We start from the raw sequence: 26,717 nt of genomic DNA, 5'->3' as shown, positions 1-26,717 counted from the left end.
GATGGAGCTTAGTTAGCTGCGATTGCTGCCTTCTCAGCTGCCCATCTGTCTACTACGGTCTGCTTTACACTATCCCAATCGATGGAACCGGAAGCATACTCCAGAAGAGCTGCACCGAAGTCATCCTTGAACTGCTGGCTGGGGAAGGAAGTGAAGTTCCAGGATACAGATGTCTTGGAAGAATCTGCCATGTAACGAAGAACTTCCTGAGCCAAAGGATCGGTGGGCTTTTCAGCATCGGTAAAGGTATCGAAAGGAGCAATGAATCCAAGGTCATTGGTTACAGCTGCCTTACCGGTCTCAGAGGAGAACAGCCATTCAACGAATGCGATGGATGCTGCCTGATCCTCAGCAGAAGCTTCCTTGTTGATGCAGAAGAAGTTCTCAGTACCGGTGCACAGTCCCTGATTCTCTTCACCTTCAACGCCGGTGTAGATAGGAAGGAACTTAACGTCTTCAGCCTTAACAGTGTTGCCGTCTACGCCGGAGATCTGGCCCCATGCCCAGTTACCGTTCTGTACCATTGCTACCTGACCCAGAGCGAACTCAGCCATGGAATCGTCTACAGACTTGCTTCCCAGCAGACCGGGTGCTGTGCAGGAGTTGTTGATGTACAGATCGAAAATGTTCTTGAAGTTATCGGAGTAAGTGAACTCCAGGTTGTCGGTATCGGTGATACCCTTGTCCTTGTACTCGTAGTATACAGGGATGTTAGCCAGATGAGTCTGCCATCTCCAGTCTTCACCGGGAGTCAGGGATGTGGAAGCGAATACGCCTTCAATACCGAGCTCATCTTTTCTTGCCTGCATATCTTCTACAACTTCTTTTAACTTGGCAAAGTTGTTGATCTCATCCATGCTTGCTGCCTTAGCACCGTCCAGTGCGAAGTACTTCTGCATGATAGCGTCGTTGTAGATGATGCCGTAACCCTCTACTACGTAAGGGATTCCGTATACACCACCGTCTTCGCCGGTGATTGCCAGGCTCTTATCCATTAACCAGCTGTACAGGTCGGTATCCTTCAGATCTGCGCAGTAGTCTTTCCAGTTCTTGTAGCCGATCGGTCCGTTGATCTGGAACAGGGTAGGTGCTTCTGTGTTAGCGATCTCAGACATCAGGGTCTGCTCATAAGTACCACTTGCTGCGGTTACAACCTTTACAGGGACACCGGTCTCCTCGGTATATTCCTTAGCCAGCTTCTGCCATACTTCGTCAACTTCAGGTTTGAAGTTCAGGTAGTATACAGATCCGTCTGCGGCTGCTGTCGTTTCAACAGCTTCGGTGGTTGCTGCATCTGTCTTGCTGTCGGTAGCAGGGGTGGTAGCTGCTGCATCACCGGAGTTTCCACAACCGGTCAGCATAGAGGCTGCCATTACTGCACAAAGTAATACGCTTGCCAATTTCTTCTTCATAATCTTACCTCTCCTTTATGTTTGTACGGGTCACTTCATAATTTTTGTATGTCCCCGTTACTGTTTCGGAATCGGTATCGGTATTGTTCCCGGTAACGTTTCCGTTGCTGTAATTAGAAGATAGCATATTCACGAATCGGTTGCAAGAGATTTCCTGCAATTTATCGGAAGTTTGTATATTGTCATCAAATCTGCGACATTGTTTTTGTGCATTTTCACCATGGAATGAAGTGTGCAAGATGATTATGGATAATTTTATTTTCTGTAACTTGAGAGTTAGTTGAATACATTGGCAAAATCCACGAACTCCCGGAGCACGCGATACACATGTCTCGATGTAAGGTCTCCGGATGTGAATTTTCTACGAAAAGTGATGAGTAGTTCTCGTCATGACGGGGCCGCCTACAGTCGACATCCATGTCGACAATCGGCTGACGCGGACATCGTGTCCGCTTTCCCCCTGTCATTCAGCACTTTTCTAGAAAATATCAACATCCTCCGACAAACATCTTCGACATGGCACCGCATACTCCGGGAGTTCTGCGTTTTGGAAAGCTTTCAAAAACCCCCGGTGCATTCACACCGGGGGTTTGTATCTATTATTTCAATTTCCAGATGTCTCTGTTGTACTCTGCGATGGTTCTGTCGGAGGAGAAGAAGCCTGCCTTGGCGATGTTCACCAGCATCATCTTCTTCCACTTCTGCTGATCCTCATAATCGGCGAATGCCTGATCTTTCACCTTGATGTAGTCTTCCAGGTCAAGCAGAGTCATGAACCAGTCTTTGTTCAGCAATTCGTTGTAGAGGCGCTCCAGGTTCTCCTTTTTGCCCACCTTGAGTGCTTCCTTGCTGACGATGAAGTCTACGGCCTCTTTGATCACGGGACTCTTCTTATAGTAATCCTTGGAGACATAATCTGCCTTCTCGTAATGCTTGATGACAGTATCACTGTCCTGACCGAAGATGTAGATATTGTCATCACCTACCAGCTCGTGGATCTCTACGTTCGCACCGTCACTTGTACCCAGTGTTACAGCACCGTTTAACATGAACTTCATGTTACCGGTTCCGGATGCCTCCTTGGATGCCAGAGAGATCTGCTCGGAGATATCGCAGGCAGGGATCAGCTTCTCGGCATAGCTTACGTTGTAGTTCTCTACCATAACAAGCTTCATGTAAGGGCTGACTTCCGGATCGTTATTGATAATGTCGGACATTACCAGCAGGAGATGAATGATATCCTGAGCGATCACATACGCAGGTGCAGCCTTTGCACCAAAGATGAAGGTCAGCGGTGTAGAAGGCTTCTTGCCGCCCTTAATCTCCAGATATTTGTGAATGATATACAGTGCGTTCATCTGCTGACGCTTATACTCGTGCAGACGCTTTACCTGAATATCGAAGATGGAATCGGGATTCAGCTCCACGCCTTCCTTATCCTTGATATAGGATACCAGCTCGATCTTCTTGGTCTTCTTGATATCATAGATAGCATCCAGTACCGCCTGATCGTCCTTATGCTCTAACAGCTTCTGTAATTCTTCGGCATCCTTCTTGTAACCGTCGCCGATGGTCTGGGTCAGGAACGCAGCCAGCTCATGGTTACAGGACAGCAGCCATCTGCGGAAGGTGATACCATTGGTCTTGTTGTTGAACTTTTCAGGGTAAATCTTGTAAAAATGATTCAGTTCGCTCTGCTTCAGAATCTCGGTATGAATTGCTGCCACACCGTTAACGCTGTAACCGTAATGGATGTCGATGTGTGCCATGTGCACTCTCTTATCCTTATCGATGATCTGAACTTTTTCGTCCTTATATTTCTTTGCCACACGGTCACTCAGCTCCTTGATGATGGGAACCAGCTGAGGAACTACTTTTTCAATATAAGCCAGAGGCCACTTTTCCAGAGCTTCTGCCAGGATGGTGTGGTTGGTATACGCGCAGGTGCGACTTACGACGTCAATGGCTTCATCCATGGTGAAGCCTTCCTCAGTGGTGAGGATACGGATCAGCTCAGGGATAACCATAGTAGGATGGGTATCGTTGATCTGGATTGCCACATGTTCAGGCAGAGTATGCAGATCATAGCCTTTTTCCTTTACTTCCTTCAGGATCAGCTGGGCACCGTTGCATACCATGAAGTACTCCTGGTAGATACGTAACAGGTTACCGGCCTCATCGGAATCATCCGGATACAGGAACAGAGTCAGGTTCTTCTCAATGGCTTCCTTATCGAAAGTGATGCCTTTCTTTACCAGGCTCTCATCCACGGTCTCAATATCAAATAAGTGCAGCTTGTTCAGTCCGTTCTCATAACCTACCACGTCAATATCATACAATACGGAAGTCACCTTGCGGTCACCGAAAGCCACTTCAAATTTTGTACCGGTGTTGTTCAGCCAAGAATCCTTCTGGATCCAGTCGTTCTTCTCAGCATTCTGCAAATGATCCTTGAATACCTGCTTGAACAGACCGAAGTGGTAGTTCAGACCGATACCGTCTCCGGGAAGTCCCAGAGTAGCGATGGAATCCAGAAAACATGCTGCCAGTCTTCCAAGTCCACCGTTACCAAGAGAAGGTTCCGGCTCTGCCTCTTCGATGTCTGCCAGATTCTTGCCGTTTTTCTTCAGGATATCGCTCAGCTCCTCATAGACACCTAAGTTGATCAGGTTGTTGGATAACAGCTTACCGATCAGGAACTCCATGGAAATGTAATATACTTTCTTGTCTCCGGTGATTGCAGGAGTCTCTGCCATCTTCTCTTTGGTCAGCTGCAGTACTCCGTTGTACAGCTGTGCATCGGTGCAGGCACCGATATTTTTTCCATACATTTTGCCGGTGATCTCGTTTAATGTCTGCTCTAAATTCATCTTTAACCCCATTTCCGCACGTTTCCCCAGGGAAGCGCACTATTTTTCTATTCTCTCTGTTGCGGTTTTCCCCGAATCAGCGAATGCCATTTCCTCCGTTTTTCAGGAAAAATAGTTTTGTTGCTCTCTTACAATACACAGGATACCATAGGAAAACGTTTTCCGCAACCCTTTCTTTTATTTTCCTGGATTTTTGTGCAAAATAGCTTAACAGATAATATCCTTATAGTACATTTTCACGATACTGTGGGGCATGACTACCTGATGTCCCTCGCCGCCGTTCATCAGATGATGTACTTCTTCCACGGCTCTGCTGGAGATGCTGTAGAAATCCTGTCTGATAGTATTCATCTGCTTACCGACATATCCCATCAGGGTGATGCCATCAAAACCGCACACCGGACGGAAAATGTCCATATCGATCAGGGCGTTCATGGCGCCGATTGCCATCAGGTCGGAGGCACAGACTACCACGTCCTTATTTTTCGCGTATTTCAGTGCCACGTTTCTCGCTGTCAGCTCACTGAAATCTCCCTGTCTCACCATCATGGTCAGATCCAAGTCTTTCACCAGACGCTTCATGCCTTTTAATCTCTGTTCCGTGACATAACCGTCTCTTCTGCCTGCGATGTACAACACACGCTTGCAATTATCGTCCAGCACCGTCTTTTTCGCCACATCGTACTGAGCCTGTTCCTGATCGATACTGATGTATGTGGTCCTGGCATTCACAATCGGTGCATCCACTACCACACAGGCGAACTGCTTTTCCCGGATGAGTTTCTGCAGCACTTTATCTTCTTTGGACATGCCATAGATCACAACGCCCGAGATACTTTGTGACAGAAAAGATCTGGTGATCTCTTCCGCTGTCATTCCCGCGATCATAGAAGGAAAGATCGTCACGACTTCCACATTCAGTTCTTTCGCCTTATCCAATGCCCCTACCAGGTACTGCATGAAGATCTGGTCGATAGCCTGGGTCTGTCTATTGGGATCCAGCACCAGCGCGATTCTTCCAAACTGCTTGGAGGAAAGCGCCGCAGCAATGGAATTCGGAATATAATTCAGTTCCTTGATGGCGTCCTGTACCTTTTTCTTCGTCTCTTCACTGACATTCGGGTAGCCGTTTAAGACCTTGGATACTGTTGAAATTGCCACTCCGGCATGTTTTGCCACTTCCTTGATTGATACCATAAATCCCCCATTCCGGCCGCAGATCCCTGCGCCCGTTTTTCTCCGTTACCACGACAGAATGCGGTCTTGTTCCATTTGACGTTTGCTCATATATTCTCTATACTATAAGTTAATGGCAGTTTCGTCAATGTACAGCATTTACGAAATATGGCGTGAATTTTTGGAAAAGGTTTTCCAAAACAGATTAAAATAGGACAGCGAAAGCGCCGGAAAGGCAACACATATCATGGCAGTTATCAAAAGTGTGGAAGAAAAATATATGAAAGAAGCCTTGAAACAGGCAAAAAAAGCCTACGCTCTGGGAGAAGTTCCCATCGGTTGTGTCATCGTACACGAGGGAAAGATCATCGGCCGGGGTTACAACCGCCGCAATACAGATAAAAATACGCTGGCGCATGCGGAGATCACAGCGATCAACAAAGCCAGCAAGGTCATCGGTGACTGGCGTTTGGAAGAGTGTACCCTCTATGTGACACTGGAGCCCTGCCAGATGTGCGCCGGTGCCATCGTGCAGGCCCGGATCCCCGAAGTCGTCATGGGCTGTATGAATCCCAAGGCCGGATGCGCCGGATCCATCCTGAATATACTGGAAATGCCCCAGTTTAACCATCAAGTGAAGGTTACCCGGGGCATTTTGGAAGTGGAATGCAGTCAGATGCTGAAAACCTTTTTCGAAGAACTCCGCATCCGCAACAAGCAGGAAAAGGAAGCCAGGAAGTCCTTAAGCAGTCTCTCGTAGCGATGCTTCTTCTCCTTTATCCTGTGTATGTCCGCTCTTTCTGAATTTTCTGAGTTTCGGCAGTTTGCAGAGCAGAAGTCCCGTCTGATACAATCCCTCTGGTGCATACAGGATCATAAATACGCAATATGGGAATACATATCTGCTCTTGGCTTCCCACAGGATACTGAACAGAAATCCGCCGAACACAGCAATCCAGGGCAGCCACAGTGATATCGGAACCTCCTTTTTCTTCCACCACAAGATTCCCAGCATGACCAATGCCATAAGTCCAGCCAAATATAGGATACTCTGGTAATAATTTGTAAGCTTCCATATAGTTCTTCCCAGTTCACCGTAATACAGACTCTCCAGAACAGAAGACAATTCCGCTCCTTCTTCAAAACTTTCCGTACTTTCCAACGCTGCATACATCGGCTCTATCCACTGGCCCTCCACCTTATTTTTGAAAAAGTTGAATGCCATTCCCGGATCCTGTGAAAATTCTTCCAACCGTTCCCGGATATATTCTTTTCCCTGCTGTGCGGCAAGTTCCTGTTGGCAATCATAATCTGTAAATGTTGCCTGCTGATATCGGTTATAGACCCCCGCTCTGCCTTCCGTCTCCTGTAATCCCATAGCAACCCACAAGATACTGGGAATACCGACTCCACTGGGATATCCCGACCGGACTTCATAGATTACATCTACTGCCTTCACAGACAATGCCGCCGTCAGAAGGATCGCTGTTCCCGCCATAAGATATCGTACTTTCTTTTTTCTGAGACTTACCAGCAGAACATAGACTGCCACGGCAACGAGAACGATCCATGTATTTTTCCGGGCAAGTACCGCCAGACCCGCTGCGAAGGATGCCAATGCAATATATCTCTTCTGCCCGGAATGTTCATAGGCTGCCACACCATAAAACAATATGATTCCGAAGCTGATGCTGAGCACATCACCATAGATATAAGGAAGATAAAATAAAAGAGGAAAACAACCCAGCATCATCACACAATACAGCATCCGGAATACCGGTCTGTCCGTGTTCAGCTTCAGAAACCCATAGCCCGCCAGTATCGTAAGTATCCACCATACGACATGAAGGATCTTGGCCGGTCTGTAGTTAAAGTCGCCGAACAAGGTAAACAGGATCTCATAGAGGATTGCCAATCCCTTCTGCTGCTGGTACATTCCCACATACCCGCCAATGCTCAGCATGCTGAAATTGCCATCTCTGCAATATGCAGCAAACGCTGTAGTATTAATCTGGTCTCCTACGGGATAATAGGGATTCTTGCATACATAGAATACCCCCAGAATAAACGCAATGACGCTCGTCACAATTAACGTACACAGGCAGATCTTTTCCTGCTGGGACTTATCTTTTTTCATCAACACTTTGTCAATTCCCATGGTACAAAGCGATACAGCAAAAAAAACCGCGATATGAGCCCAGGTCTTGTCCCCGACCAGCACTCCTCTGGTTCTGCCATCCACCGCACCGTAATAGGAATATTTGCAGGCCCAGTAGCTGAGAAGCATCATCATTGCCAGAGCGCACACCAATAAGATTCCGAGCAGTGCATGATATAGTTTTTGGTTTTTATCTGTCTGTAACTGCCTGGTATTCATTTTCTTTCGATATCCTTTTCTCCCAGAGTATTATAATTTTATCTTGTTATTATTGTAATTTTCCGATAATTGCACATCGTTACGTCAATTATAGCACGCGCAGACATATTCTTCAAGTCAAAGAGGCTTGACAAAGCCGCCGGAAACAGATACACTAAAAAAGCCGTATATGTCGGGTTGCCATGCAGTGGTGATGAAACTCGGTCTTACGCAATGGAGATCTACGAACCGTGTCAGGTTGGGAACAAAGCAGCACTAAGTAGAACCTTCCATGTGCCGTAAGGAAACTGGGTGGAGCTGCTGTCATGGTCCGGCGTATGCGGTTTTGACATTTGTAGCTATGAATAAGAAGGAAGTACAGATATGGCTGTAGAGACTACCACTTTTTCAAATAATTGCGCCGACACCTGGTTCCGTGACATCATGTCCGACTGTGTGCTTTGCCCACGTGCCTGCCATGTGAACCGTCTCGCCGGTCAGACCGGGTACTGCGGGCAGACCGCTGAACTCATGGCAGCGAGAGCTTCCCTGCATTATTGGGAAGAGCCCTGTATTTCCGGTACTTCCGGCTCCGGAACCGTCTTTTTCTCCGGCTGTAATCTCAGATGTGTCTTTTGTCAGAATCATAATATTGCTTTGGGTAAGGCCGGACGAGTCATTGCTCCGGAGCATCTGGCGGAAATATTTTTGCAATTGCAGGAACAGGGGGCCAATAATATCAACCTCGTCACCCCGACTCATTTTCTGCCGCAGATCGTTATTGCACTGGAGCAGGCAAAACAGAAGGGGCTGCATCTTCCCATTGTATACAATACCGGCAGCTATGAATCTCCGGAGGCACTGCGCCATCTGGAAGGGCTGGTGGATATTTATCTTCCGGATCTGAAATATTTTTCCCCGGAACTTTCCACTGCGTATTCCCATACTCCGGATTATTTTGAAACTGCCTGTGCAGCCATTTCGGAAATGTATCGCCAGGTGGGGGATCCTGTCATCGATGAAGATACCGGATTAATGCAGCACGGGATGATTGTCCGCCATCTGCTTCTGCCCGGGCAGACAAAGGATTCCAAAAAAATCCTGCGCTATCTCCATGAGACCTATGGAGATCATATTTATATCAGCATTATGAATCAGTATACACCTCTGCCACAGGTAGCGGACATTGAGGCGCTGAATCGTACCGTAACGCCGGAAGAATACGACCGGGTATTGCGATTTGCAGAGCGGATCGGCATCGAACGAGGTTTTCGTCAGGAAGGAACGACCGCCAGTGAAAGCTTTATTCCGGAATTCGATGAAAGTGGACTGTGATCCTCTCACAGTTCCACCGAGATCAGATAATATCCAAAGTCTCCTTCCCATGCCGGTTCTCTGGCTCCTTCAAAGCTCTCAAAGCCAAACATTCTCGCGACCTGTTTCTCCCGTTCGTAAAAGTTTCCCGGAACTCCTATGTAATACTTTGCCTGCCCGGCTGTTTCCTGCCGCAACAACAGCAAATGTCTGTAATTGTAATATCCATGCAGTAAAAAGCTGTTATGGGTCATCTGATAACAGCGTTCCCGCAGGACCACGAAATCCTCCGGTCCCACAGAGAGAAATTCCCTGGCATCCCGGAAGGGATGAATGTGTGGGTAAATGCTGCTTAACTGCTCCCATTTGGTATCTTTCATGTGCAGGGTGTTTTCTGCGGCGGATCGTTTTGAGATCCGGTCCCCCTGCGATGGAACAAGACTTGTCACTACGGTTTCTGCCGCTTCGGGGGGCTGTTCTCGTGGTTGTTTATCCGCCTCCTGTGCAGGTTTTTTTTTCGCGTCACCGCCTCTCACAAACCGTCCTATGATTTCCAAATTTCGTTCCAACGGAATGCGTATCCCAAGTATCTGCTCCCACTCTTTTTCCAATGGAATCCTTTTCTCACAAGAAGCTCTTCCTTGATCTATTGTCATTTCGCACAGCTGCTGTTCCCCGCTTTCCCATTGCAAATACAGCAGTATCCCCTTACCGGACACGATTTCCTGTCCATTCAGCTGCACTGTCAAAATTTCTTCTTTATCCAGGCTTTCCAACCTCGCATATCCCGCACTTCGGATTCGCTGCCCGTTTTCCTGTAATTCCAGATAACTGATCTGTTTCCGATATGACATAAAAATCCCCCCGCATAAAGTATTCTAACTATCTTTATGCAGGGGGTTGTCCTTAATATTCCTGGTTGTCCAGATATTTCATATAATTAACGACCATCATTGCGATCTTGAAGGTCAATGCATCATCGAAGCTGCGCAGGTCCAGTCCGGTGCTCTTCTGGATCTTCTCAATACGATACACCAGCGTATTGCGGTGTACGAACAGCTGTCTGGAAGTCTCCGACACATTCAGATTGTTCTCAAAGAACTTGTTCAATGTATTCAATGTCTCTTCGTCCAGATCGTAGGGTACATTGTCTCCGAAGATCTCTTCGATGAAGATCTTGCACAGATTCACCGGCAGCTGATAGATCAGTCGTCCGATTCCCAAAGTGCTATAGGCAATGACTTTTTTCTCTGCATAGAAGATCTTGCCTACATCCAGTGCCATCTTAGCTTCCTTGTAGGACTTGGAGACATCCTTCAGTTCCTGTACCACAGTACCGTATGCAACTTTTACATCCAACAATGCTTCCGCATTCATCATGGCCACAATAGTCTCTGCCAGTTCATGCAGTGTCTCCGGTGTTGTGGTGTTTTCTACGGACTTGATCAGGATCAGACTGGATTCATCTACAGCAGTCACATAATCGCCCGCCTGGGGTGAGAACATGCTCTTAAGCACTTCCGATACAATACCGTCCTTCTCATCCTTCGTCTCGATCAGATACACCGCTCTCGGACAGCTGACTTCCACATGAAGCTTCTTCGCTCTGTTGTAGATATCTACCAACAACAAATTGTCCAGTAACAGATTCTGGAAGAAGTTGTTCCGGTCAAAACGCTCTTTATAGGCAATGACGAGATTCTGAATCTGGCTGACGGCAATCTTGCCTACCATATACACATCGTCCGTCATTCCGCGGGCAACCAGCACATATAAAAGTTCACCTTCATCACGGATCTTCAGAAGATGATGCACTCCGATCACCTGACTGTCTGCAGGGGATTCTGCAAAGCCTGTGATCAGATCGGTCGTAATGTCATCTCTCTCCATGGTAGATGCCACTTCGGATCCGTTCAGGTCATAGACTCCGAGGTCAACTTTTGTGATTGCTTTCAATTCATCAATGCTTGTCTGTATAATCTGGCCTGTAATCATATTATCCACGCCTTTCTGTAATATTTCATATCCGCTTGCTCTACTCATAACCAAAAAGCCCCTCTGCAAGCAGTCTCGCCTTTTATCTATGTCCCACAATCCTTCCCCTCTATTCACATATCGTGGGATTGGCATCACTATATATGTTTAGTATAAAGGATTTGTGCATTTGGTGCAAGCAAAATGCTGAAAAAAGACCCTGTCTGTAATTACAGACAGGGTCTTGAAATTTCTGATTAAGACTAGTTGGTAATAACCTGCTCGGTCTCTTTGTCGAATACATGGATCTTCTCAACATCCAGAGCGAACTTAACGGTATCGCCAGGTCTTGCAGTGGTACGAGAATCTACTCTTGCGGTCATAGGGAACTCGTCAAGATCGAAGTACAGATATACTTCTGCACCAAGTAACTCGTAAACCTTAATGGTAGAGGTAAATACGCTCTGAGGAGAGGTCTCGATGTACATCTCGGAATCATATACATCCTCAGGACGGATACCGAAGGTAACAACCTTTCCATCGTAACCGCCATCGATCAGCTTCTTGGACTTAGCGGGAGGAAGAGGAATGCTGTGACCTGCGATTACCAGGTTAGCGATGTCGCCTTCTACCTTAACAGTAGCATCTAAGAAGTTCATCTGCGGAGATCCCATGAATCCTGCTACGAACAGGTTGCAAGGCTTCTCATACAGGTTCTGAGGAGTATCTACCTGCTGGATAACGCCGTCCTTCATAACAACGATTCTGGTACCAAGGGTCATAGCCTCGGTCTGGTCATGTGTAACGTAGATGATGGTGGTGCCCAGTCTCTGATGCAGCTTAGCGATCTCGATACGCATCTGTACACGCAGCTTAGCATCCAGGTTGGACAGAGGCTCATCCATCAGGAATACCTTAGGGTTACGAACGATTGCACGTCCCATAGCAACACGCTGTCTCTGACCACCGGACAGAGCCTTGGGCTTACGATCAAGCAGTGGAGTCAGATCCAGGATCTTAGCTGCTTCCTTAACCATCTTGTCAATCTGATCCTTGGGAACTTTTCTCAGCTTCAGACCAAATGCCATGTTGTCATATACGGACATATGAGGATACAGAGCGTAGTTCTGGAATACCATTGCGATATCTCTGTCCTTAGGCTCTACATCGTTAACTACTCTGTCACCGATCTTCAGTTCACCGGAAGAGATATCTTCCAGACCTGCGATCATACGAAGAGTGGTGGACTTACCACATCCGGAAGGACCTACGAAAATGATGAACTCCTGATCTGCGATCTCAAGGTTGAAATCCTTAACAGCTTCAAAACCGTTAGGATATACTTTGCAGACATTCTTTAAAGATAAACTTGCCATTTGAAAATACTCCTTTCATATTTACAATGTTACTTTCTCTCATTGTGAAACGATATGTCTCGTTTGAATCTGAAATCAGTATAACGAAATTCACGAAAATGTGCCATACCACTATTTCACAAAGATTTTGAATCATATTGTATGAATTGCTTATAAACTTTTCTTTTTTTAAAGATGCTTGTCAGATTGAACAAATCTGTTTCTATTTCTTGGGCATTTTCCACAAGGAGGTCTCTACTTTGTCTCTTTTTCCGGCTTTTTGTAGAACGTAAGCTGATTTTTTCCATGTCTTTTTGACACATATAACGCATTATCCGCGGATTTGTACAGATTTTCAAAGGTATTGCCGTCTCCGGGGAACACAGCTGCTCCCACGCTGGCCGTAACAGAATACTTCACATATTCTCCGACTTCAAACTGGTGGAAAAACTGTTCGATCTTCTTCCCTTCCCGTTCGATCATGGTAATATCACGGATGTCCTTGAGAAATACCATAAACTCATCGCCACCGGTACGACCCACAATGTCCGTTGCACGGAACATGGACTGCAGGCGCACTGCCAGGTTCCGGAGCACTTCATCTCCAAAGGTATGTCCCATGGTGTCATTGATCTTCTTGAAATTATCTACATCCAGAACGAACAATACCCCCTGCTTTTCCGGATATTGTTCCATATATTCACGGATCTTACGCTCTGTGGCCATCTTGTTGTTCAGATCAGTCAGCAGATCGGTGTCTGCCTTGTCTTCCAGGACTTTGCTGTGTTCCGAGACCTTTATGCGTACCAGCACATTGATCACTGTGATCACAATAAGGGCTGCTGCGATCGATATGCTGATCTTGACGATCAGATCCACAATAGGGCCACGGAAGGACTGCTGAATACCGGACAGATAGGATTCATCGATGCCTACCACCAGATTCCAGGCTGTGTCCGCAATGGGAAAATGACAGAGGATCTTACCTACACCGTTCTCATTGACATGCAGTATCCCATTGTCGCCCTTCTGCTGTTGTCTGTCAAACAGTGTCCAGCTTCCAAGACTCTCTGCTACCTCTTTTAAGGAATTCCAGAAATCGTTTTGTAAAATTTTCGTTCCTTGTGTCGCTCCATAGCATGCCATAATGGTTCCGTTGCGATCGACCAAAGAAAAAAATGTCCTATCTCCGTATACGGAATTCTCAAATAAATCAGACATCTCTGCCGGCTCCATATAACTGAGCAGGTATCCGTTTACATTTCCGGAATTTGTAATAGGACATACATAGATGAAAGCCGTCTGTCCGTTGATCCCGTCCGTTCTGGCAAACAGATAATGCGGTGTTTCACCAAGGATACTATCATAGTAATTCAGTTCTGTCATATCGATCTGCCGTCTGTCATTCAGAAAGCCCGTGCCGTTGGTTGCACAGTATACAACCATATATGCATCACTTGCCTTCATCAGTGTATCCAGCTTCTCATTCAGGAACGCCTCACCTCTGTCCAGGCGGCCGGCCATGATCGACGCAACCGCATCCGTGATATTTCCCAACGCTTTCAGTTTATCCTCTACCCCGGCAGCATAATAAAGTCCGATCTGTTCCGCCTGATCATCCACAACTGTCTGTATTGCTATTTCCATCTTATTATTAAAGTCATATATGCTCAGGACCAGTGCGATGACTAACAATACACCTGGTAGGATCCATTGGAGGAAATTTTCCCATATTTTTCTCTTCCGCATATTCTGAACACCCCTTATCTGTTGCCTGTAGAACATTCGTCCATCAGCCCTGACCCTGCAGGTATCTTAGCTACTTGTCTTCTATCTTAATACTTTCATCAATCTCATCATGAAATACTCTTTCATCCTCTTCCGGTGATACTTCCGGTGCCGGCTCCTGTTCTGACAGAAGCTGGTCTTCCAGTTTTTGGAAAAACTTATTATATAACATTGCGGATGCATATGCCGGCAGAGAAAAACCAAACAGAAAGATGATCGGTATCAGTCGTAAAGATACCAGGTATATGATCAGCGGGAAAAATGCCATTACGAGCATTACCAATGTCTTAGGAAGCTGCAGGATGCTCATAATAAAGGCATTTCTGATGGTTCCCATGATCGTATTGTCGAATTTGGCAAGTACCGGGAATACATACAATGTCGTGCAGATCACAAGCACTGCAGCAGCCATGATCAGAACCACCAGCACGCTGCTGAACTGTATTCCGGATTTGGTAATAATGTAATAATCTCCACCCAGTACTGCTGCTATCAGCAGGATCAGCAGCCAGATCAGAGTAGCCTGGCGGAAATTTGTCTTAAATGATTTGAAAAAGCTTCTGGTAATATAACTTTCCTCATTGCGCACGATCTTTAGTGCCACATAATGCATGGAGGTAAATGCCGCTCCTGCAGTAATAATGGGAATACAGCAGATCAGAGTCAGAATGTTCAGCCACATCAGGTCTGCCATTTTATTGAGTACATTCATTAACGGACTGTCCAAGTCAAAAATCTTCATTTACGTCATATCCTTTTCGTTTGCTTAATTTATAAAAACTTTTCCATCGGTGTTACGCGGATCCCCGAAAAAGCTTCCTCCTCATGCACTGCATGAAATCCCAGTTTCCGATAGAAATCCACGGCATACGGAGCTGCCTTCAGCGACATATACCGTTCCCCCGCCTCTTTTTTCAGATATTCGCACATTCTTCCCATCAGACTCCGGCCAACACCTCTGTGATGATATTCTTCGTCCACGAAAAGAAGCGACAAATGATTGTAGTTCCGCACAGAAGCCGCTCCGATGATCCTGGCGCCATCCAAAGCCACCATCATCTGATATCTTCCCTGCCGGAACGACTTATAGAGGTGTTCATCCGTAATGAATTCATGAAAATTACGGATTCCCTCCTCTGTATAATCCACCGCCTCATATTTCAAAAAAGTCTTCCAGATCATATGCATGGCAGGGATCCAGTCTTTGTCCTCTGCCCATCTGATCTCATAGCCATTCACCATATCTGCCATACTGCACCGTCTCTCCGATTCAGGATCAGGGAAGCCTCTGTTCTCAGGCGATCCCCGGAATCTCCTTGCAGATCCACTGCCAGATGTCCTCCATTGCCACCTCAGCGTCGTCTTCATTCAGGAGTTCATGTCTGTCATTCTCGTATAGCTTCACGGTAATGTTCTTCACTCCGGCTCTCTTCAGAGAGTCACATGCCTTATGAACACCCTTACCGTAATCTCCCACAGGGTCTTCCGCTCCGGATACCATAAGAATCGGCAGGTTCTGGGGAACCTTTTCCAGATTCTCCTGCTTCTGCAATCTGCGGATCAGTTCAAACAGAGTCTGAAAACCGTTCACGGTAAAGGTAAATCCGCACAGTTCGTCTTCGATATAGCGGTCCACATTCTCCGTATTCCGGCTGAGCCAGTCACTGGAAGTTCTGGGAGAATCAATTCGTTTGTTATAGCCTCCGAAGGCAGCCTTATCAATAAAATGGCTGACATGCTTCGAACCGCAGAACAGCTTCTGTATTCCCGCCATGGCTTTTGAGGCAAAGATCAGCCCCGCCGACTGCATTCCCGTACCTACGATGACCGCACCGCCTATTCCGCTGCCGTAACGGCACAGATAATTCCTGGCAATAAAAGATCCCATGCTGTGTCCCAGAATAATATAAGGCACCTGCGGATATTGTTCTTCCGTGATCTTCTTCAGACGATGTACATCCCGGACTACTACCGTCGCAGGATCCTGCTCGCAAAAGTAACCGAAAGATCCACCCTCTGAAACAGATTTTCCATGTCCCAGATGATCTTCACCGGTGACAAGGATTCCTCTCTTCGTCAGAAATTCTGCCAGATTTTCATAGCGTTCCACGTATTCTGCCATTCCGTGCACGATTTGCACGATGCCTCTTACGTTACCGTCATCGGGTGTATATCGCACTGCATGGATACGGTTCTCACCGTCCCGGGAGTCAAAGTAGAATTCTTCCTTGATCATAAGACCTCCTTGGTTGCAGAAAATCATAGGACGCATAAAGCAAATGTCAATTTACAGCCATATGCTTCTGCGTCCTATTCATTATATATCATTTTATATAAAATTTTAAGTCCTATATTTCTTTTTTTGTAAAATAGTAACCATTACATCCGCACTGTTCATGGCTGAACTGTTTTAGCAGATCTCTGCTCCTGCCGGCATATTTTTCTCAGGTGTTACCAACGCGAGGTTGCCTTCAGCATCTTCTGCACACAGGATCATGCCCTCGGACAATACTCCTGCCAGTTTCGCGGGCTTCAGGTTCACCAGTACCATAACCTTTTTGCCTACCATTTCCTCGGGGCTGTAATGCGCCTTAATGCCGGAGACGATCTGACGTACCTGACTGCCGATCTTTACCTGGCTGCACAGAAGCTTCTTGGACTTAGGCACTGCCTCACAGGAGATGATCTCACCTACCTGGAACTGCATTTTCGCGAAATCGTCATATTCGATCTCTGCCTTGGGCTCGATATCAATGGCTTCCTGCTCTGCTTTTTCAGCTTCTGCATTTGCTTCTTCCGCTTCATGCTCCGCTGCTGCCTTGATCATGGCTTCTTCCAGCTCTGCCTCTTTTTTCGCTACATCCTTCATATCCAGACGTGCAAAGAGGATTTCGGGCTGGTCGGTTACTTTGCTGCCGCTCTCATACAGACCGAACTGCTCCAGCTGGTCAAAATCTCGCAGAGAGGTGTTCAGCTGTTTTGCAATTCTCTCTGCTGTCTCGGGCATATAGGGCTCTAACAGGGAAGCTCCGATGATGATGCCTTCCACCAGATTATACAGTACGGTTGCCAGGCGGTCTGCCTTGGCTTCGTCCTTCGCCAGTACCCAGGGCTCTGTCTCGTCGATGTATTTGTTGCAGCGCTTGAAGATACCGAAGATCTCGGTCAGAGCATCTGCCACACGCAGTTCTTCCATCTTTGCCACAACTTTTGCATAGGTACCGGTCACGGTCTGTTTCAGATCCGCATCCACTGCCGCGTCATTCTCGGTCAGCTGAGCGTTTTTATTCTCTACCACACCGCCAAAGTATTTGTTGCTCATGGAGATGGTTCGGTTCACCAAGTTGCCCAGGGTGTTGGCCAGATCGGAATTGGTGCGCTCTGCCACCAGCTCCCAGGTCAGGTTGCCATCGTTTTCAAAAGGCATTTCGTGCAGTACATAGTAGCGTACCGCATCCACGCCGAAATAATCTACGAGGTCATCCGCATAGACCACATTTCCTTTGGATTTGCTCATCTTGCCGCCGCCCATGAGAAGCCAGGGATGTCCGAATACCTGCTTCGGCAGAGGCTCGCCCAGTGCCATCAGGAAAATAGGCCAGTAGATGGTATGGAACCGGATGATATCCTTACCGATCAGGTGCAGGTCTGCGGGCCACAGTTTCTTGTACTGCTCGGTGCTGTTGCCGTCTGCATCGTAGCCGATACCGGTGATGTAGTTGGTCAGCGCATCGAGCCATACATAGATAACATGCTTGGGATCGAAAGTCACAGGGATACCCCAGGTGAAGGAAGTACGGGATACGCACAGATCCTGTAAGCCGGGAAGCAGGAAGTTGTTCATCATCTCGTTCTTACGGGATACCGGCTGGATAAATTCCGGATGCTCATTGATATGCTTGATCAGTCTGTCGGCATATTTGCTCATACGGAAGAAATAAGCTTCTTCCTTGGCAGGTTTTACTACGCCTCCGCAGTCCGGACACTTGCCGTCCACCAGCTGGGATTCGGTCCAGAAAGATTCACAGGGAGTACAGTACATTCCTTCATAAGCTCCCTTGTAAATATCTCCCTGATCGTAGAGACGCTTAAAAATCTTCTGTACCTGCTTCTCATGATCCTCATCGGTAGTACGAATGAATTTATCATAAGAAATGTTCAGCAGATCGCAAAGTCCGCGAATCACTCCGGCAATTTTGTCTACATGCTCCTTGGGAGTGATGCCGGCTGCCTCCGCCTTCAGTTCGATCTTCTGTCCGTGCTCATCGGTACCGGTCTGGAAGAAAACATCATAACCTTCTTTTCTCTTGAAACGTGCAATGCTGTCAGCCAGTACGATCTCGTAGTTATTACCGATATGGGGCTTGGCGGACGTATAGGCAATGGCCGTTGTAAGATAATATTTTCCTTTGCTTTCCATAAATCTGATTCTCCTTTTCTTAAAAATAAAAGCCCGTCTCCTGAAAGAACATGAAGTTCTTCAAGAAGACGAGCGTTATCTCGTGTTACCACTTCTCTTCGTCTGTACCTCACAGCACAGACCTCTTCGGGTCCGTAACCCTATCCGCTGTAACAGGCGGATCCTGTCGCAGCCTTGCCTCCGGTCTCTGCCGGATCCGGTTCGGTGCGCCGCTCAGAAGCCATCTTCTCTATTCGTCCGTTCCATTCCTCTCAGCCTGCGGAATGTTCTCTGTAAAACTTCTGCCATAGATACTCTCTTCCTCATTGCATTTGCGTAATCTAACAGTAGCACAGGAAATCCGGACTGTCAATGCAGTTTTTATTGCGATACCTCCATAATAGTGTATAATATAGTAATAAAAAGTATTGATAAAACAAAGAAGGTACATCACTTTATGAGACAATACAACAAGTTACCAAAGCAGGCGCTGGTCATCCTCGGTATCGCCCTGGTCCTTATCATATCTACCGTGCTGTGGAGTTCGTCCAGGATCACACAGGATGTTACGGAAGAGGTGCAATCCACACTTCGGGATGTGGGTACGCAGAATGCCCTGATCCTGCGGCAGGAGATTCGGGAGAATTTTAATCTGCTGTACAGCCTGGCGGATGAAATCGGCCAGGCCGGCAATGCGGAAAATATCACCGCCATCACCGGTCAGCTGCAATCTTTCGTAATTACCTATGAGTTCAAAAGAATCGGCTTCGTCTCTCCGGAGGGAGAAGTCGTTACAACAGACGGATACATTCAGGATCTGTCTTCCCGGGAGTTTTTTATAGAAGGAATGCAGGGACTGCCCGGCATCTCCAATACTTTGCAGGACCGCATCGGTACTCCGGAGCCGATCAACGTTTTCAGCATTCCGGTCTATGACACGGACAACAATATTCTGGGTGTTCTTTTTGCCACGTTTCGGAACCAGCATTTTCAGGAAATTCTCAGCGTGCAGTCCTTTAACAATCAGGGATTCAGCTGCCTGGTGAATCAGGACGGTGAGATCATCTCCTGTTCCTCCAATGCTCCTTCCTCACTGCTGGAAGCGTCTTCCGTCTATCGTTATATCGAAGATGCCGACTCCCGGAACGACAGGCCTCTGCGGGATCTTTCGAAGGTGTTGTCCGGTTCGTCTCCCGCTTCCGGTTCCTTCTACGGCGACGGGCAGAAATATTATTACCATGCCGTAGCTTTGGACAATCTGCGCAATGACAGACAGTGGTTCGTGCTGACCATTGTCCCGGATCAGGTACTTTCCACCCGTTCCACACCTGTCCTGCTTCAGGTAAGACTTCTGATTCTGCTGATCATATTGATTGCAGCCGGCGGTACCCTGGCTTATGTCCACAGTATCCAGATACAGCGCAGGCAGTTGTTCCGTCTGGCTTACGTAGACCCTCTTACGGGGGGCGATAATTTTGCCTGTTTCAAGGAAAAAATGATGCGTCACAACGGAGACCGTGGTTTCTATGTGGCACTGGATCTCCAGGATTTTAAGATTATCAACAATACCTGCGGTGTCGCCAAAGGTGATGAGACTCTGATAGAAGTATGGAAAATAATCCAGTCCAATATTCACCTGGGAGAATTTTCCGCTCATATCAATGCGGACCGTTTTATTTTATTCCTGCGGGATAAGGACTGTCGTACCCTGGGACCCAGGCTGCAATGTCTCTGTCAGGATCTCTGCAATCTGTCCACGAAGCTCAATATTCCCCGGGTATTCCCGTTGTGCGGTGTCTATGAGACGACAGATCACAGAGAGGTGGAGCAGAATTACGGTAAAGCAGTACAGGCAAAATACCTCGTGAAGGGAAAGCGCACCGCTCATTATGCTTTCTATGATGAGCTGGATATTCAACAATTATCCGAGGATCGTCTCATGGAAGATGCTTTTGACGACGCACTGAAAAACGGTGAATTTCAGTTATGGTATCAACCGAAGGTCGATCCCGTAAAAGGAAACATTCTGGGAGCGGAAGCCCTGATCCGCTGGAAGCGTCCCGACGGTACCATGCTCTCCCCCGGCAAATTCATTCCTCTGTTTGAGAAAAACGGTAATATCACGACACTGGATGAATATGTATTCCGTACCGTCTGTGAACAACAGCAGAAATGGCTGCAAAACGGTGCCACTCTGTATCCTATTTCTGTGAATATTTCCAGAGTCAGTTTGTATTACAGTAACGTAGTGGACAAATATAAGGAGATTCTGGGTTCTTTCCGGCTGGATCCCAAATATGTCCCGCTGGAGATCACGGAGAGTGCCACCATCGACAACAGTGATATTTCCTCTCTGATCGAGCAGTTCCACGAAGCGGGATTTACCCTGCTGTTAGATGATTTCGGAAGCGGTTATTCTTCCCTGTCTTCGTTAAATGTCATGCATTTTGACACCATCAAACTGGACAAGAGTCTGATTGATTATATCGGTGACGAAAATGGTGAAAAGTTGCTGCTGCACATCACGCAATTGCTGCAGAGTTTTGGTATGACCATTACCGCAGAAGGTGTGGAGACATCGGCTCAGGTGGAATTTCTGAAGAATCTCCACTGTGATGATATCCAGGGATACTTCTTCTCTAAGCCGCTGCCGTTAATGGAATTTGAAGCTTTTGCCAGAAAACATACAGGTCTGTAGGGTTCGCCCACAGACCTGTTTTATTGTCGTTTTCTATTCTATTTTTTCCCCAGGATCAGGATGGAATATGCCGGAAGTGTAACTACAGTCCCTGCGCGTTCCGCGCATTCCTCTCCGGTATAGAGTTCTCCCAGCAATACCAGCTTCTCCGCTGCGGTCTGTCCCACCGTGAGATCTTTCAGATCCACGTTTACGGTCTCCGCAGAGGTATTTCCCAACAGTAATAAAGTGCTGTCCTCATAGCTTCTGGTCAGCGCAAAGCATTGTTCTCCGGAATACTGCTCCAAAAAAGCCGTCGTGCCTCTGGCGATGGCAGGATTCTGATTACGGATGCGAATCACCTGTTTTACATAATTATAAATGGATCCCGGATCCTTCTGCTGCTCCTCCAGGCTGTCAAACTTCATCTGAAAATTTTCCATGTCCGCAGGGCCTTTGCACATGCCTTCCGCACTGCTGTCCTTACTCCAGTACATGGGAGCTCGCTTATTCTCATCTTTGCCGGAGCCTTTCATTCCCAACTCTTCCCCATAATAGAGGAATACATTTCCATTCATTAACAGGTTCAGCGCATTACCCATCTTCGTCTGCGCCGCACTGTTCTCTCCGGCATAATAGCCTGCACTGCGTCCCATATCATGATTGGTGTAAAAAGGAGCATTGATATAATTTGGATTGTACTGTGCGTACATCGTCTGCTCCGCTTCCAGATTTTTTGCATAGGAAGCCGCCGATGCCTTGCCGTTTACCACGTTGGCGATAATACCCGATTTATCGGCAAAGGCAAAATCAAACATGCTGTCCACACCGCTTTCGTAATATTTTGCATAAGTATTCTGATCGGTCCAGCATTCACACACCAGATAATTCTCCGGAGCTTTGCCATGAACATAGTCTGCAAACCAGCTTAAGATCTCCACGTTATCTTCGGTGGAACCGGTGACGTATTCTTTCACCGCATCCAACCGGAAGCCGTCTACCCCACGGTCCAGCCAGAAATCCGCAATCTGTTCAAATTCCCGGCGCACGGCTTCGTTCTGCAGATTCAGGTCCGGCATACCGTCCCAGAATCTGGCTTCATAATACCAATCTGTTCCGTTTACCTGTGCGTACCCACTCTGAGCTTCTTTAGAAAAATGATAATAATCCACATAGGGGCACTCTGCCGGGTCCGGTTCCTCTCCCTCCGGCAGACTCTTCAGATATTCCGTCGCCTGTAAAAACCAGGGATGCCTGCTGGAAGAATGGTTCATCGCCAGATCCAGGATTACGCGGATCCCCCGCTCATGGCAGGCTGCCAGCAAAGCATCAAAATCTTCCAGGGTTCCGTACTGCGGATCAATGTTCTCATAATCTGTCGTGTCGTATTTATGATACGTGGTGGATGGCATCACAGGCATCAGCCAGATGCCATTAATCCCCAAGTCCGTATCTGTCGTATCGTCGCCGTCGTTCAGGTAGTCCAGTTTTTCCAGGACACCCTGCAAATCTCCGATGCCATCACCGTCACTGTCATAGAAGGAATAAACAAAAAGCTCGTAGTAGGTGCGGTAGTTGTCGTCTATGATCTGCAGTGCCCGGGCATCCTGCGCTAACGTTACAGTACTTTCGGTGTTGCTGCCCGTGCTCTGGTTCTGTTGGGTGGCAGTCCCATCCTGTGTACCCGCGGATGCGCCGCCTGCTGCCTGGTCGGTTTCTCCGCAGGCAGCCAGAGATACCGTCATCCCTGCTGCAAGTATCAATGCCCATAATTTTCTATTCCATCTGCTTATCATTTTCTCTTACTCCTCCGATCCACTTTTTTCAAACCGGAACCATTTGAAATCAAAATTACAGCCCGGCAGGAAGACAAATGTCACCTTCTGTTCTCCCGTCACTTTCTGTATTGGGAATCGCATCTCACGATATTCCCCGCTATGCGGGAAGGGTAGTACCTGCGTCTCCCCATTACTGAATCGCAACTGTATCGTATTGTGCTGCAGAGGTGTCCTTCCGCATATGACGATACTGTCAGAAGCATCTGTTCCAAAGTCCATATCACTGAACTCAAGGGAAACATTGTTACCGATCTGTTCAATGGCATCTTCGGCTCTCACAAAGCTGTCTCCATAAGTAACGCCGTCTGTGAGGGCAGACAGTCTCGCATAAGCTTTCTCCTGTTTAGTAAAATGAAACTCCTTCAGGAAAAATTTATTTTCCGACACAATTGTCAGATTTACCACGCCTTTCAGTCTCCGGGACAGTGTAAATGTCTCCGGTTGGAAGACCTCCCAGATGCTGGGCTTCTGATAGGTGACTTCTCCGACAAGTTCTCCCGTCTCTCCGAATCCGGATGCATTCTCCCCGGGTTCTCCCTCCCAGATTTGAATTCTGTGAGGGTCATTATCATTCGCAAAAATAGCCAGCGTGATCTCGTCACTTCCGAATTCGCCAAAATCCATGGATCTATAGACCAGACCGGTAGGCTGTGCTTTATCCGTTCCGGCACTGTTCTCCACACCGCGGCTCACATCCCCGCCAAAGCTTATGTCATAGGAAATAGCAGTAACCGGTTCATAAGGTGACCGAAACGTCTGTCCCATTCCCTCCACCTGAAACTCCAGCTGTGAGATCATTTTCACAGAAGGGGTACCGTTGCGGGACATACATCTCACCTGGAAGCTTCCGTCACTGATGCCTGTGATACGGATGCTTTCACCGTCCGGAAGCTCTTTCAGCTTTGCGATCGAGCTGGGAATACCTGTAGCATCCGTAATGCTCCACAGAAGCTTACGGTCAGTGGCTTCCATAGGATAAATACAGGTATGCAGCAGTACAGAAGGGTTTTCCGGTGTCAGTGTCGTTGCGGCTGCGCTCAGTTCCAGCTTGCGTACCGGCACGAATCCGGGTTCCACAAAGGCAGGCGGATATTCTCTGTTTTCTTCCGTTGCACAGATACCGGGACGGATCGGTGCTTCGATAGCATGAAGCGTCACTGTCGCCGTGCGGTGCCCGGCAGCTGCCGTATTATCCGGAGTCTCGACTACTGCTGCGGCCGTTCCGATGACGGTTTCATCGGTCATGCTCGCCGTGGCTGTCCATGCGTCCTCCACGGTCACACGAATCTCTCCGGGAATCGTTTTCGCAGCGATCATCGCCAGAAGCTTCCCCTGGAACAGCTTACGGACAGTTCCCTTGTAGGCATCGTAATCGGTACTGTCACCATTGTCCAAACCTACGAGACGTCCGGCGCCTTCCACGGTCACTCTCACATAATCGGAGGCATTTTCCACGGGATAACCGTCCTTATCTTCTGCCGCGATCTCCAGGAAGATCATATCTTCGCCATCGGCACGCAGAGTGGTTTTGTTTGCTTTTAATACATAATGATCGGTGTTGCCAAAGGAATGTCTCTCCTGTCTGGCAATCTCTCTGCCGGTCTCATCGTAAGCCACAGCACAGATACTACCTGGCACATAAGGTACTTTCCAGGAAGGCTGCAATACCATCCCCTTTTGATGATCGATCTGCCGCCTTCCTTGTGATACGCCGTTTACGAACAGTTCCACCTCCGGAGCATTGCTGGTGATCCGCACATCCACCTGCTGTCCCGGATTGAAGTCCCAATAAGGGTAGACATGAATCATGGGATCTTTTTTCACATCTGTCCACTCTGCGCGGAAGAGATAGTAGGAATCCTTCGGAAATCCCGCTGTATCCATCTGCCCGAAATAGCTGTTTTTCGTCTGATAAGGTGTCGGCTCACCGATGTAGTCAATAGCTGTCCAGATGAACTGTCCACAGGAATAGGGGGTATCTCTGTCCATAATGATACAGTATTCCGTATTTTTGGCTGCCCAGCTGGTAGTACTGTTGCCCAGAGCAGAGCACTGTTCGTCTGCTTCGATCAGAGTCGCCCGATCCAGTGGAAAATGATAGATGCCGCGGCTCTGTACAACAGAAGAAGTCTCGCTTCCGTAGATGATCCAGTCCGGATACTTTTTATGGTGCTCTTCATAATATTTTTCCGCGTAATTATATCCCGCCAGCTTCACGATATCTGCACATTTCTGTGCGTTTTCCCAGGGCATATAGTTCGAGCCGATGGTCACAGGTGCCACATTTCGGTAGTCCCATTTTCTGACCGCAGCAATGAGGTTTCCGGTGATCTCCTGTCCGTGGGCATCCGCATGGGTGTCTGGGATCTCGTTACCGATGCTCCACATAATAATGCAAGGGTGATTGCGATCCCTACGGATCCAACTGCGGACATCCTTTTCCATCCAGTCCTTGAAAAATCTGGCGTAATCATATGGATTCTTGGCCATCTCCCACATGTCAAAGGCTTCGGACAATACCAGAAATCCCATCTCGTCCGCCAGTTCCATCACTTCCACTGCCGGCATGTTGTGAGAAGTCCGCAGGGCATTGACACCCATGGAACGCAAGAGTTTGAACTTACGGCGCATGGCTTCCTTGTGGAAAGCCGCTCCCAACGCTCCGAGGTCATGATGGTCACAGGTACCGTTCAGGCGAATCTTCCTGCCATTTAATAAAAAACCCCTGTCGGGATCAAATTGTATGGTGCGGAAGCCGATACGGAAATATTCCTGCTGACATAGTTCCCGGCTGTTGGTCTCCTGCTCTCTCCACAGGCATACCTGCAGATCATACAAGTAAGGATCCGAAATGTCCCATTTCCTCGGATTATCCACAGGGAGCGTCATGGATATCTTGTTCTGTCCACAGGTGAGAGGCTGTTTTACCCGGAAGAGCTCCGAGGTTTCTTTTCCTATGGGACTTTTGCTTTTATCAGTATCTCGCAGACAGTATTCCAGTTCATAATTTCCACTATCTGTTCCCCATTCCAGTTCCGTGTCGATAGTCAGGTCATAACCCTTGTTCGTCTCAACAGAAGATGTGTAGATGCCGTCCAGAGGAATATGTGTCTCCGGCAGCCGGATCATCCACACATTCCGGTAGATTCCTGCACCGCTATACCATCTGCTGTTGGGCGCCTGAAATACAACACGCAGAACGATTTCATTGTCTCCCTCATGTAAAGCATCCGTAATATCCCAGTCAAAGGTAGAATAGCCATATTTCCAGTCGCCCAGCCTTGTGCCGTTTACATAGATTGTAGAATCCATATAAACACCCTCAAAACGTAAAATGACATGTTCGTCACATGTGGAATACGCAAATCTCTTCCGGTACCAGCCAATGCTGTCTTCATAGAGATTCTTCGTATCATAGATCAACCAGTCATGGGGCAGATCCACCGGCTGCATTTTGGCTTCCCAGATCTGCCTGTCTTCCCAGTTCACACCTAATGCTGTTTTGGCAAAATACCAATTATCATTCCATAACGTTCTGCTGTTCATCGAAATTTCTGC

The 26,717-nt window shown here is 47.6% G+C and carries 17 protein-coding genes and 1 other RNA gene; 4 read left to right on the top strand and 14 right to left on the bottom strand.

Features of this window, described 5'->3' with window-relative positions:
* Window positions 1-8: 8 nt before the first annotated feature.
* From FYJ59_RS07775 to FYJ59_RS07765, 3 genes are all read right to left on the bottom strand, one after another.
* Window positions 9-1,412, bottom strand: a complete 1,404-nt coding sequence (locus FYJ59_RS07775; RefSeq protein ID WP_154496269.1) for an ABC transporter substrate-binding protein — start codon at window positions 1,410-1,412, stop codon at window positions 9-11.
* Window positions 1,413-2,011: 599 nt separating this feature from the next.
* On the bottom strand, window positions 2,012-4,282 hold the full coding sequence (locus tag FYJ59_RS07770; protein ID WP_154496268.1) for a glycogen/starch/alpha-glucan phosphorylase: 2,271 nt from the start codon (window positions 4,280-4,282) through the stop codon (window positions 2,012-2,014).
* A gap of 207 nt (window positions 4,283-4,489) precedes the next feature.
* On the bottom strand, window positions 4,490-5,479 hold the full coding sequence (locus tag FYJ59_RS07765) for a LacI family DNA-binding transcriptional regulator (RefSeq protein WP_154496266.1): 990 nt from the start codon (window positions 5,477-5,479) through the stop codon (window positions 4,490-4,492).
* 226 nt (window positions 5,480-5,705) lie between these two features.
* Here FYJ59_RS07765 and tadA point away from each other — a divergent pair, with 226 nt between their 5' ends.
* Entirely contained in the window at window positions 5,706-6,218 is a 513-nt protein-coding gene (gene tadA / locus FYJ59_RS07760; protein ID WP_118547806.1) for a tRNA adenosine(34) deaminase TadA, read from the top strand.
* Here tadA and FYJ59_RS07755 read toward each other — a convergent pair.
* The gene (locus FYJ59_RS07755; protein WP_154496264.1) at window positions 6,201-7,835 is read right to left on the bottom strand and encodes a glycosyltransferase family protein; all 1,635 of its coding nucleotides are present in this window, start codon (window positions 7,833-7,835) and stop codon (window positions 6,201-6,203) included. The two genes, tadA and FYJ59_RS07755, sit on opposite strands and share 18 nt — an antisense overlap.
* Before the next feature lie 158 nt (window positions 7,836-7,993).
* Between FYJ59_RS07755 and ffs the strand changes: the two genes are divergently transcribed.
* Together ffs and FYJ59_RS07745 are read left to right on the top strand one after the other, a co-directional pair.
* An RNA gene (ffs, locus tag FYJ59_RS07750) (signal recognition particle sRNA large type) lies at window positions 7,994-8,162 on the top strand.
* Between the two features lie 36 nt (window positions 8,163-8,198).
* Complete coding sequence (locus tag FYJ59_RS07745) at window positions 8,199-9,149, top strand: radical SAM protein (RefSeq protein ID WP_235897951.1); 951 nt, start codon at window positions 8,199-8,201, stop codon at window positions 9,147-9,149.
* Window positions 9,150-9,154: 5 nt separating this feature from the next.
* Here FYJ59_RS07745 and FYJ59_RS07740 read toward each other — a convergent pair whose 3' ends face one another.
* From FYJ59_RS07740 to metG, 8 genes are all read right to left on the bottom strand, one after another.
* A complete protein-coding gene (locus tag FYJ59_RS07740) occupies window positions 9,155-9,982 on the bottom strand; it encodes a DUF6128 domain-containing protein (RefSeq protein ID WP_154496262.1) in 828 nt (275 codons plus the stop codon).
* A gap of 52 nt (window positions 9,983-10,034) precedes the next feature.
* Window positions 10,035-11,123 carry a PucR family transcriptional regulator gene (locus tag FYJ59_RS07735; protein ID WP_154496310.1) on the bottom strand — a complete coding sequence of 363 codons (1,089 nt, stop codon included), beginning with the start codon at window positions 11,121-11,123 and terminating at the stop codon, window positions 10,035-10,037.
* A gap of 242 nt (window positions 11,124-11,365) precedes the next feature.
* The gene (locus tag FYJ59_RS07730; protein ID WP_022153948.1) at window positions 11,366-12,478 is read right to left on the bottom strand and encodes an ABC transporter ATP-binding protein; all 1,113 of its coding nucleotides are present in this window, start codon (window positions 12,476-12,478) and stop codon (window positions 11,366-11,368) included.
* A gap of 234 nt (window positions 12,479-12,712) precedes the next feature.
* Window positions 12,713-14,206 carry a sensor domain-containing diguanylate cyclase gene (locus tag FYJ59_RS07725; protein ID WP_205839489.1) on the bottom strand — a complete coding sequence of 498 codons (1,494 nt, stop codon included), beginning with the start codon at window positions 14,204-14,206 and terminating at the stop codon, window positions 12,713-12,715.
* A gap of 70 nt (window positions 14,207-14,276) precedes the next feature.
* Complete coding sequence (locus FYJ59_RS07720) at window positions 14,277-14,987, bottom strand: YesL family protein (protein WP_154496258.1); 711 nt, start codon at window positions 14,985-14,987, stop codon at window positions 14,277-14,279.
* A 29-nt stretch (window positions 14,988-15,016) separates the two neighbouring features.
* Window positions 15,017-15,496 carry a GNAT family N-acetyltransferase gene (locus FYJ59_RS07715; RefSeq protein WP_022153945.1) on the bottom strand — a complete coding sequence of 160 codons (480 nt, stop codon included), beginning with the start codon at window positions 15,494-15,496 and terminating at the stop codon, window positions 15,017-15,019.
* Window positions 15,497-15,539: 43 nt separating this feature from the next.
* Window positions 15,540-16,481: an alpha/beta fold hydrolase gene (locus FYJ59_RS07710; RefSeq protein WP_148448068.1), complete on the bottom strand. Its 942-nt coding sequence runs from the start codon at window positions 16,479-16,481 to the stop codon at window positions 15,540-15,542.
* A gap of 174 nt (window positions 16,482-16,655) precedes the next feature.
* Window positions 16,656-18,665, bottom strand: coding sequence for a methionine--tRNA ligase (gene metG / locus FYJ59_RS07705; protein ID WP_154496256.1), 2,010 nt, complete (start codon window positions 18,663-18,665; stop codon window positions 16,656-16,658).
* Window positions 18,666-19,101: 436 nt separating this feature from the next.
* Here metG and FYJ59_RS07700 point away from each other — a divergent pair, with 436 nt between their 5' ends.
* Complete coding sequence (locus tag FYJ59_RS07700) at window positions 19,102-21,342, top strand: EAL domain-containing protein (protein ID WP_154496254.1); 2,241 nt, start codon at window positions 19,102-19,104, stop codon at window positions 21,340-21,342.
* Window positions 21,343-21,380: 38 nt separating this feature from the next.
* Here FYJ59_RS07700 and FYJ59_RS07695 read toward each other — a convergent pair whose 3' ends face one another.
* Both FYJ59_RS07695 and FYJ59_RS07690 read right to left on the bottom strand, forming a co-directional pair.
* On the bottom strand, window positions 21,381-23,117 hold the full coding sequence (locus FYJ59_RS07695) for an alpha-amylase family glycosyl hydrolase (RefSeq protein WP_154496252.1): 1,737 nt from the start codon (window positions 23,115-23,117) through the stop codon (window positions 21,381-21,383).
* Window positions 23,118-23,123: 6 nt separating this feature from the next.
* Window positions 23,124-26,705 carry a glycoside hydrolase family 2 TIM barrel-domain containing protein gene (locus tag FYJ59_RS07690; protein WP_154496250.1) on the bottom strand — a complete coding sequence of 1,194 codons (3,582 nt, stop codon included), beginning with the start codon at window positions 26,703-26,705 and terminating at the stop codon, window positions 23,124-23,126.
* Window positions 26,706-26,717: the final 12 nt, after the last annotated feature.

This window comes from Waltera intestinalis (assembly GCF_009695995.1).
Taxonomy (GTDB): Bacteria; Bacillota; Clostridia; order Lachnospirales; family Lachnospiraceae; genus Acetatifactor; species Acetatifactor intestinalis.
The sequence above is the reverse complement of the archived record's forward strand: the minus strand, read 5'-3'. Positions and strand labels throughout refer to the sequence as shown.

Coding starts and splice junctions, on each gene's coding strand:
- FYJ59_RS07775 (WP_154496269.1), bottom strand. CDS start 1,412: ATGAAGAAGAAATTGGCAAGCGTATTACTTTGTGCAGTAATGGCAGCC.
- FYJ59_RS07770 (WP_154496268.1), bottom strand. CDS start 4,282: ATGAATTTAGAGCAGACATTAAACGAGATCACCGGCAAAATGTATGGA.
- FYJ59_RS07765 (WP_154496266.1), bottom strand. CDS start 5,479: ATGGTATCAATCAAGGAAGTGGCAAAACATGCCGGAGTGGCAATTTCA.
- tadA (WP_118547806.1), top strand. CDS start 5,706: ATGGCAGTTATCAAAAGTGTGGAAGAAAAATATATGAAAGAAGCCTTG.
- FYJ59_RS07755 (WP_154496264.1), bottom strand. CDS start 7,835: ATGAATACCAGGCAGTTACAGACAGATAAAAACCAAAAACTATATCAT.
- FYJ59_RS07745 (WP_235897951.1), top strand. CDS start 8,199: ATGGCTGTAGAGACTACCACTTTTTCAAATAATTGCGCCGACACCTGG.
- FYJ59_RS07740 (WP_154496262.1), bottom strand. CDS start 9,982: ATGTCATATCGGAAACAGATCAGTTATCTGGAATTACAGGAAAACGGG.
- FYJ59_RS07735 (WP_154496310.1), bottom strand. CDS start 11,123: ATGATTACAGGCCAGATTATACAGACAAGCATTGATGAATTGAAAGCA.
- FYJ59_RS07730 (WP_022153948.1), bottom strand. CDS start 12,478: ATGGCAAGTTTATCTTTAAAGAATGTCTGCAAAGTATATCCTAACGGT.
- FYJ59_RS07725 (WP_205839489.1), bottom strand. CDS start 14,206: ATGCGGAAGAGAAAAATATGGGAAAATTTCCTCCAATGGATCCTACCA.
- FYJ59_RS07720 (WP_154496258.1), bottom strand. CDS start 14,987: ATGAAGATTTTTGACTTGGACAGTCCGTTAATGAATGTACTCAATAAA.
- FYJ59_RS07715 (WP_022153945.1), bottom strand. CDS start 15,496: ATGGCAGATATGGTGAATGGCTATGAGATCAGATGGGCAGAGGACAAA.
- FYJ59_RS07710 (WP_148448068.1), bottom strand. CDS start 16,481: ATGATCAAGGAAGAATTCTACTTTGACTCCCGGGACGGTGAGAACCGT.
- metG (WP_154496256.1), bottom strand. CDS start 18,665: ATGGAAAGCAAAGGAAAATATTATCTTACAACGGCCATTGCCTATACG.
- FYJ59_RS07700 (WP_154496254.1), top strand. CDS start 19,102: ATGAGACAATACAACAAGTTACCAAAGCAGGCGCTGGTCATCCTCGGT.
- FYJ59_RS07695 (WP_154496252.1), bottom strand. CDS start 23,117: ATGATAAGCAGATGGAATAGAAAATTATGGGCATTGATACTTGCAGCA.
- FYJ59_RS07690 (WP_154496250.1), bottom strand. CDS start 26,705: ATGAACAGCAGAACGTTATGGAATGATAATTGGTATTTTGCCAAAACA.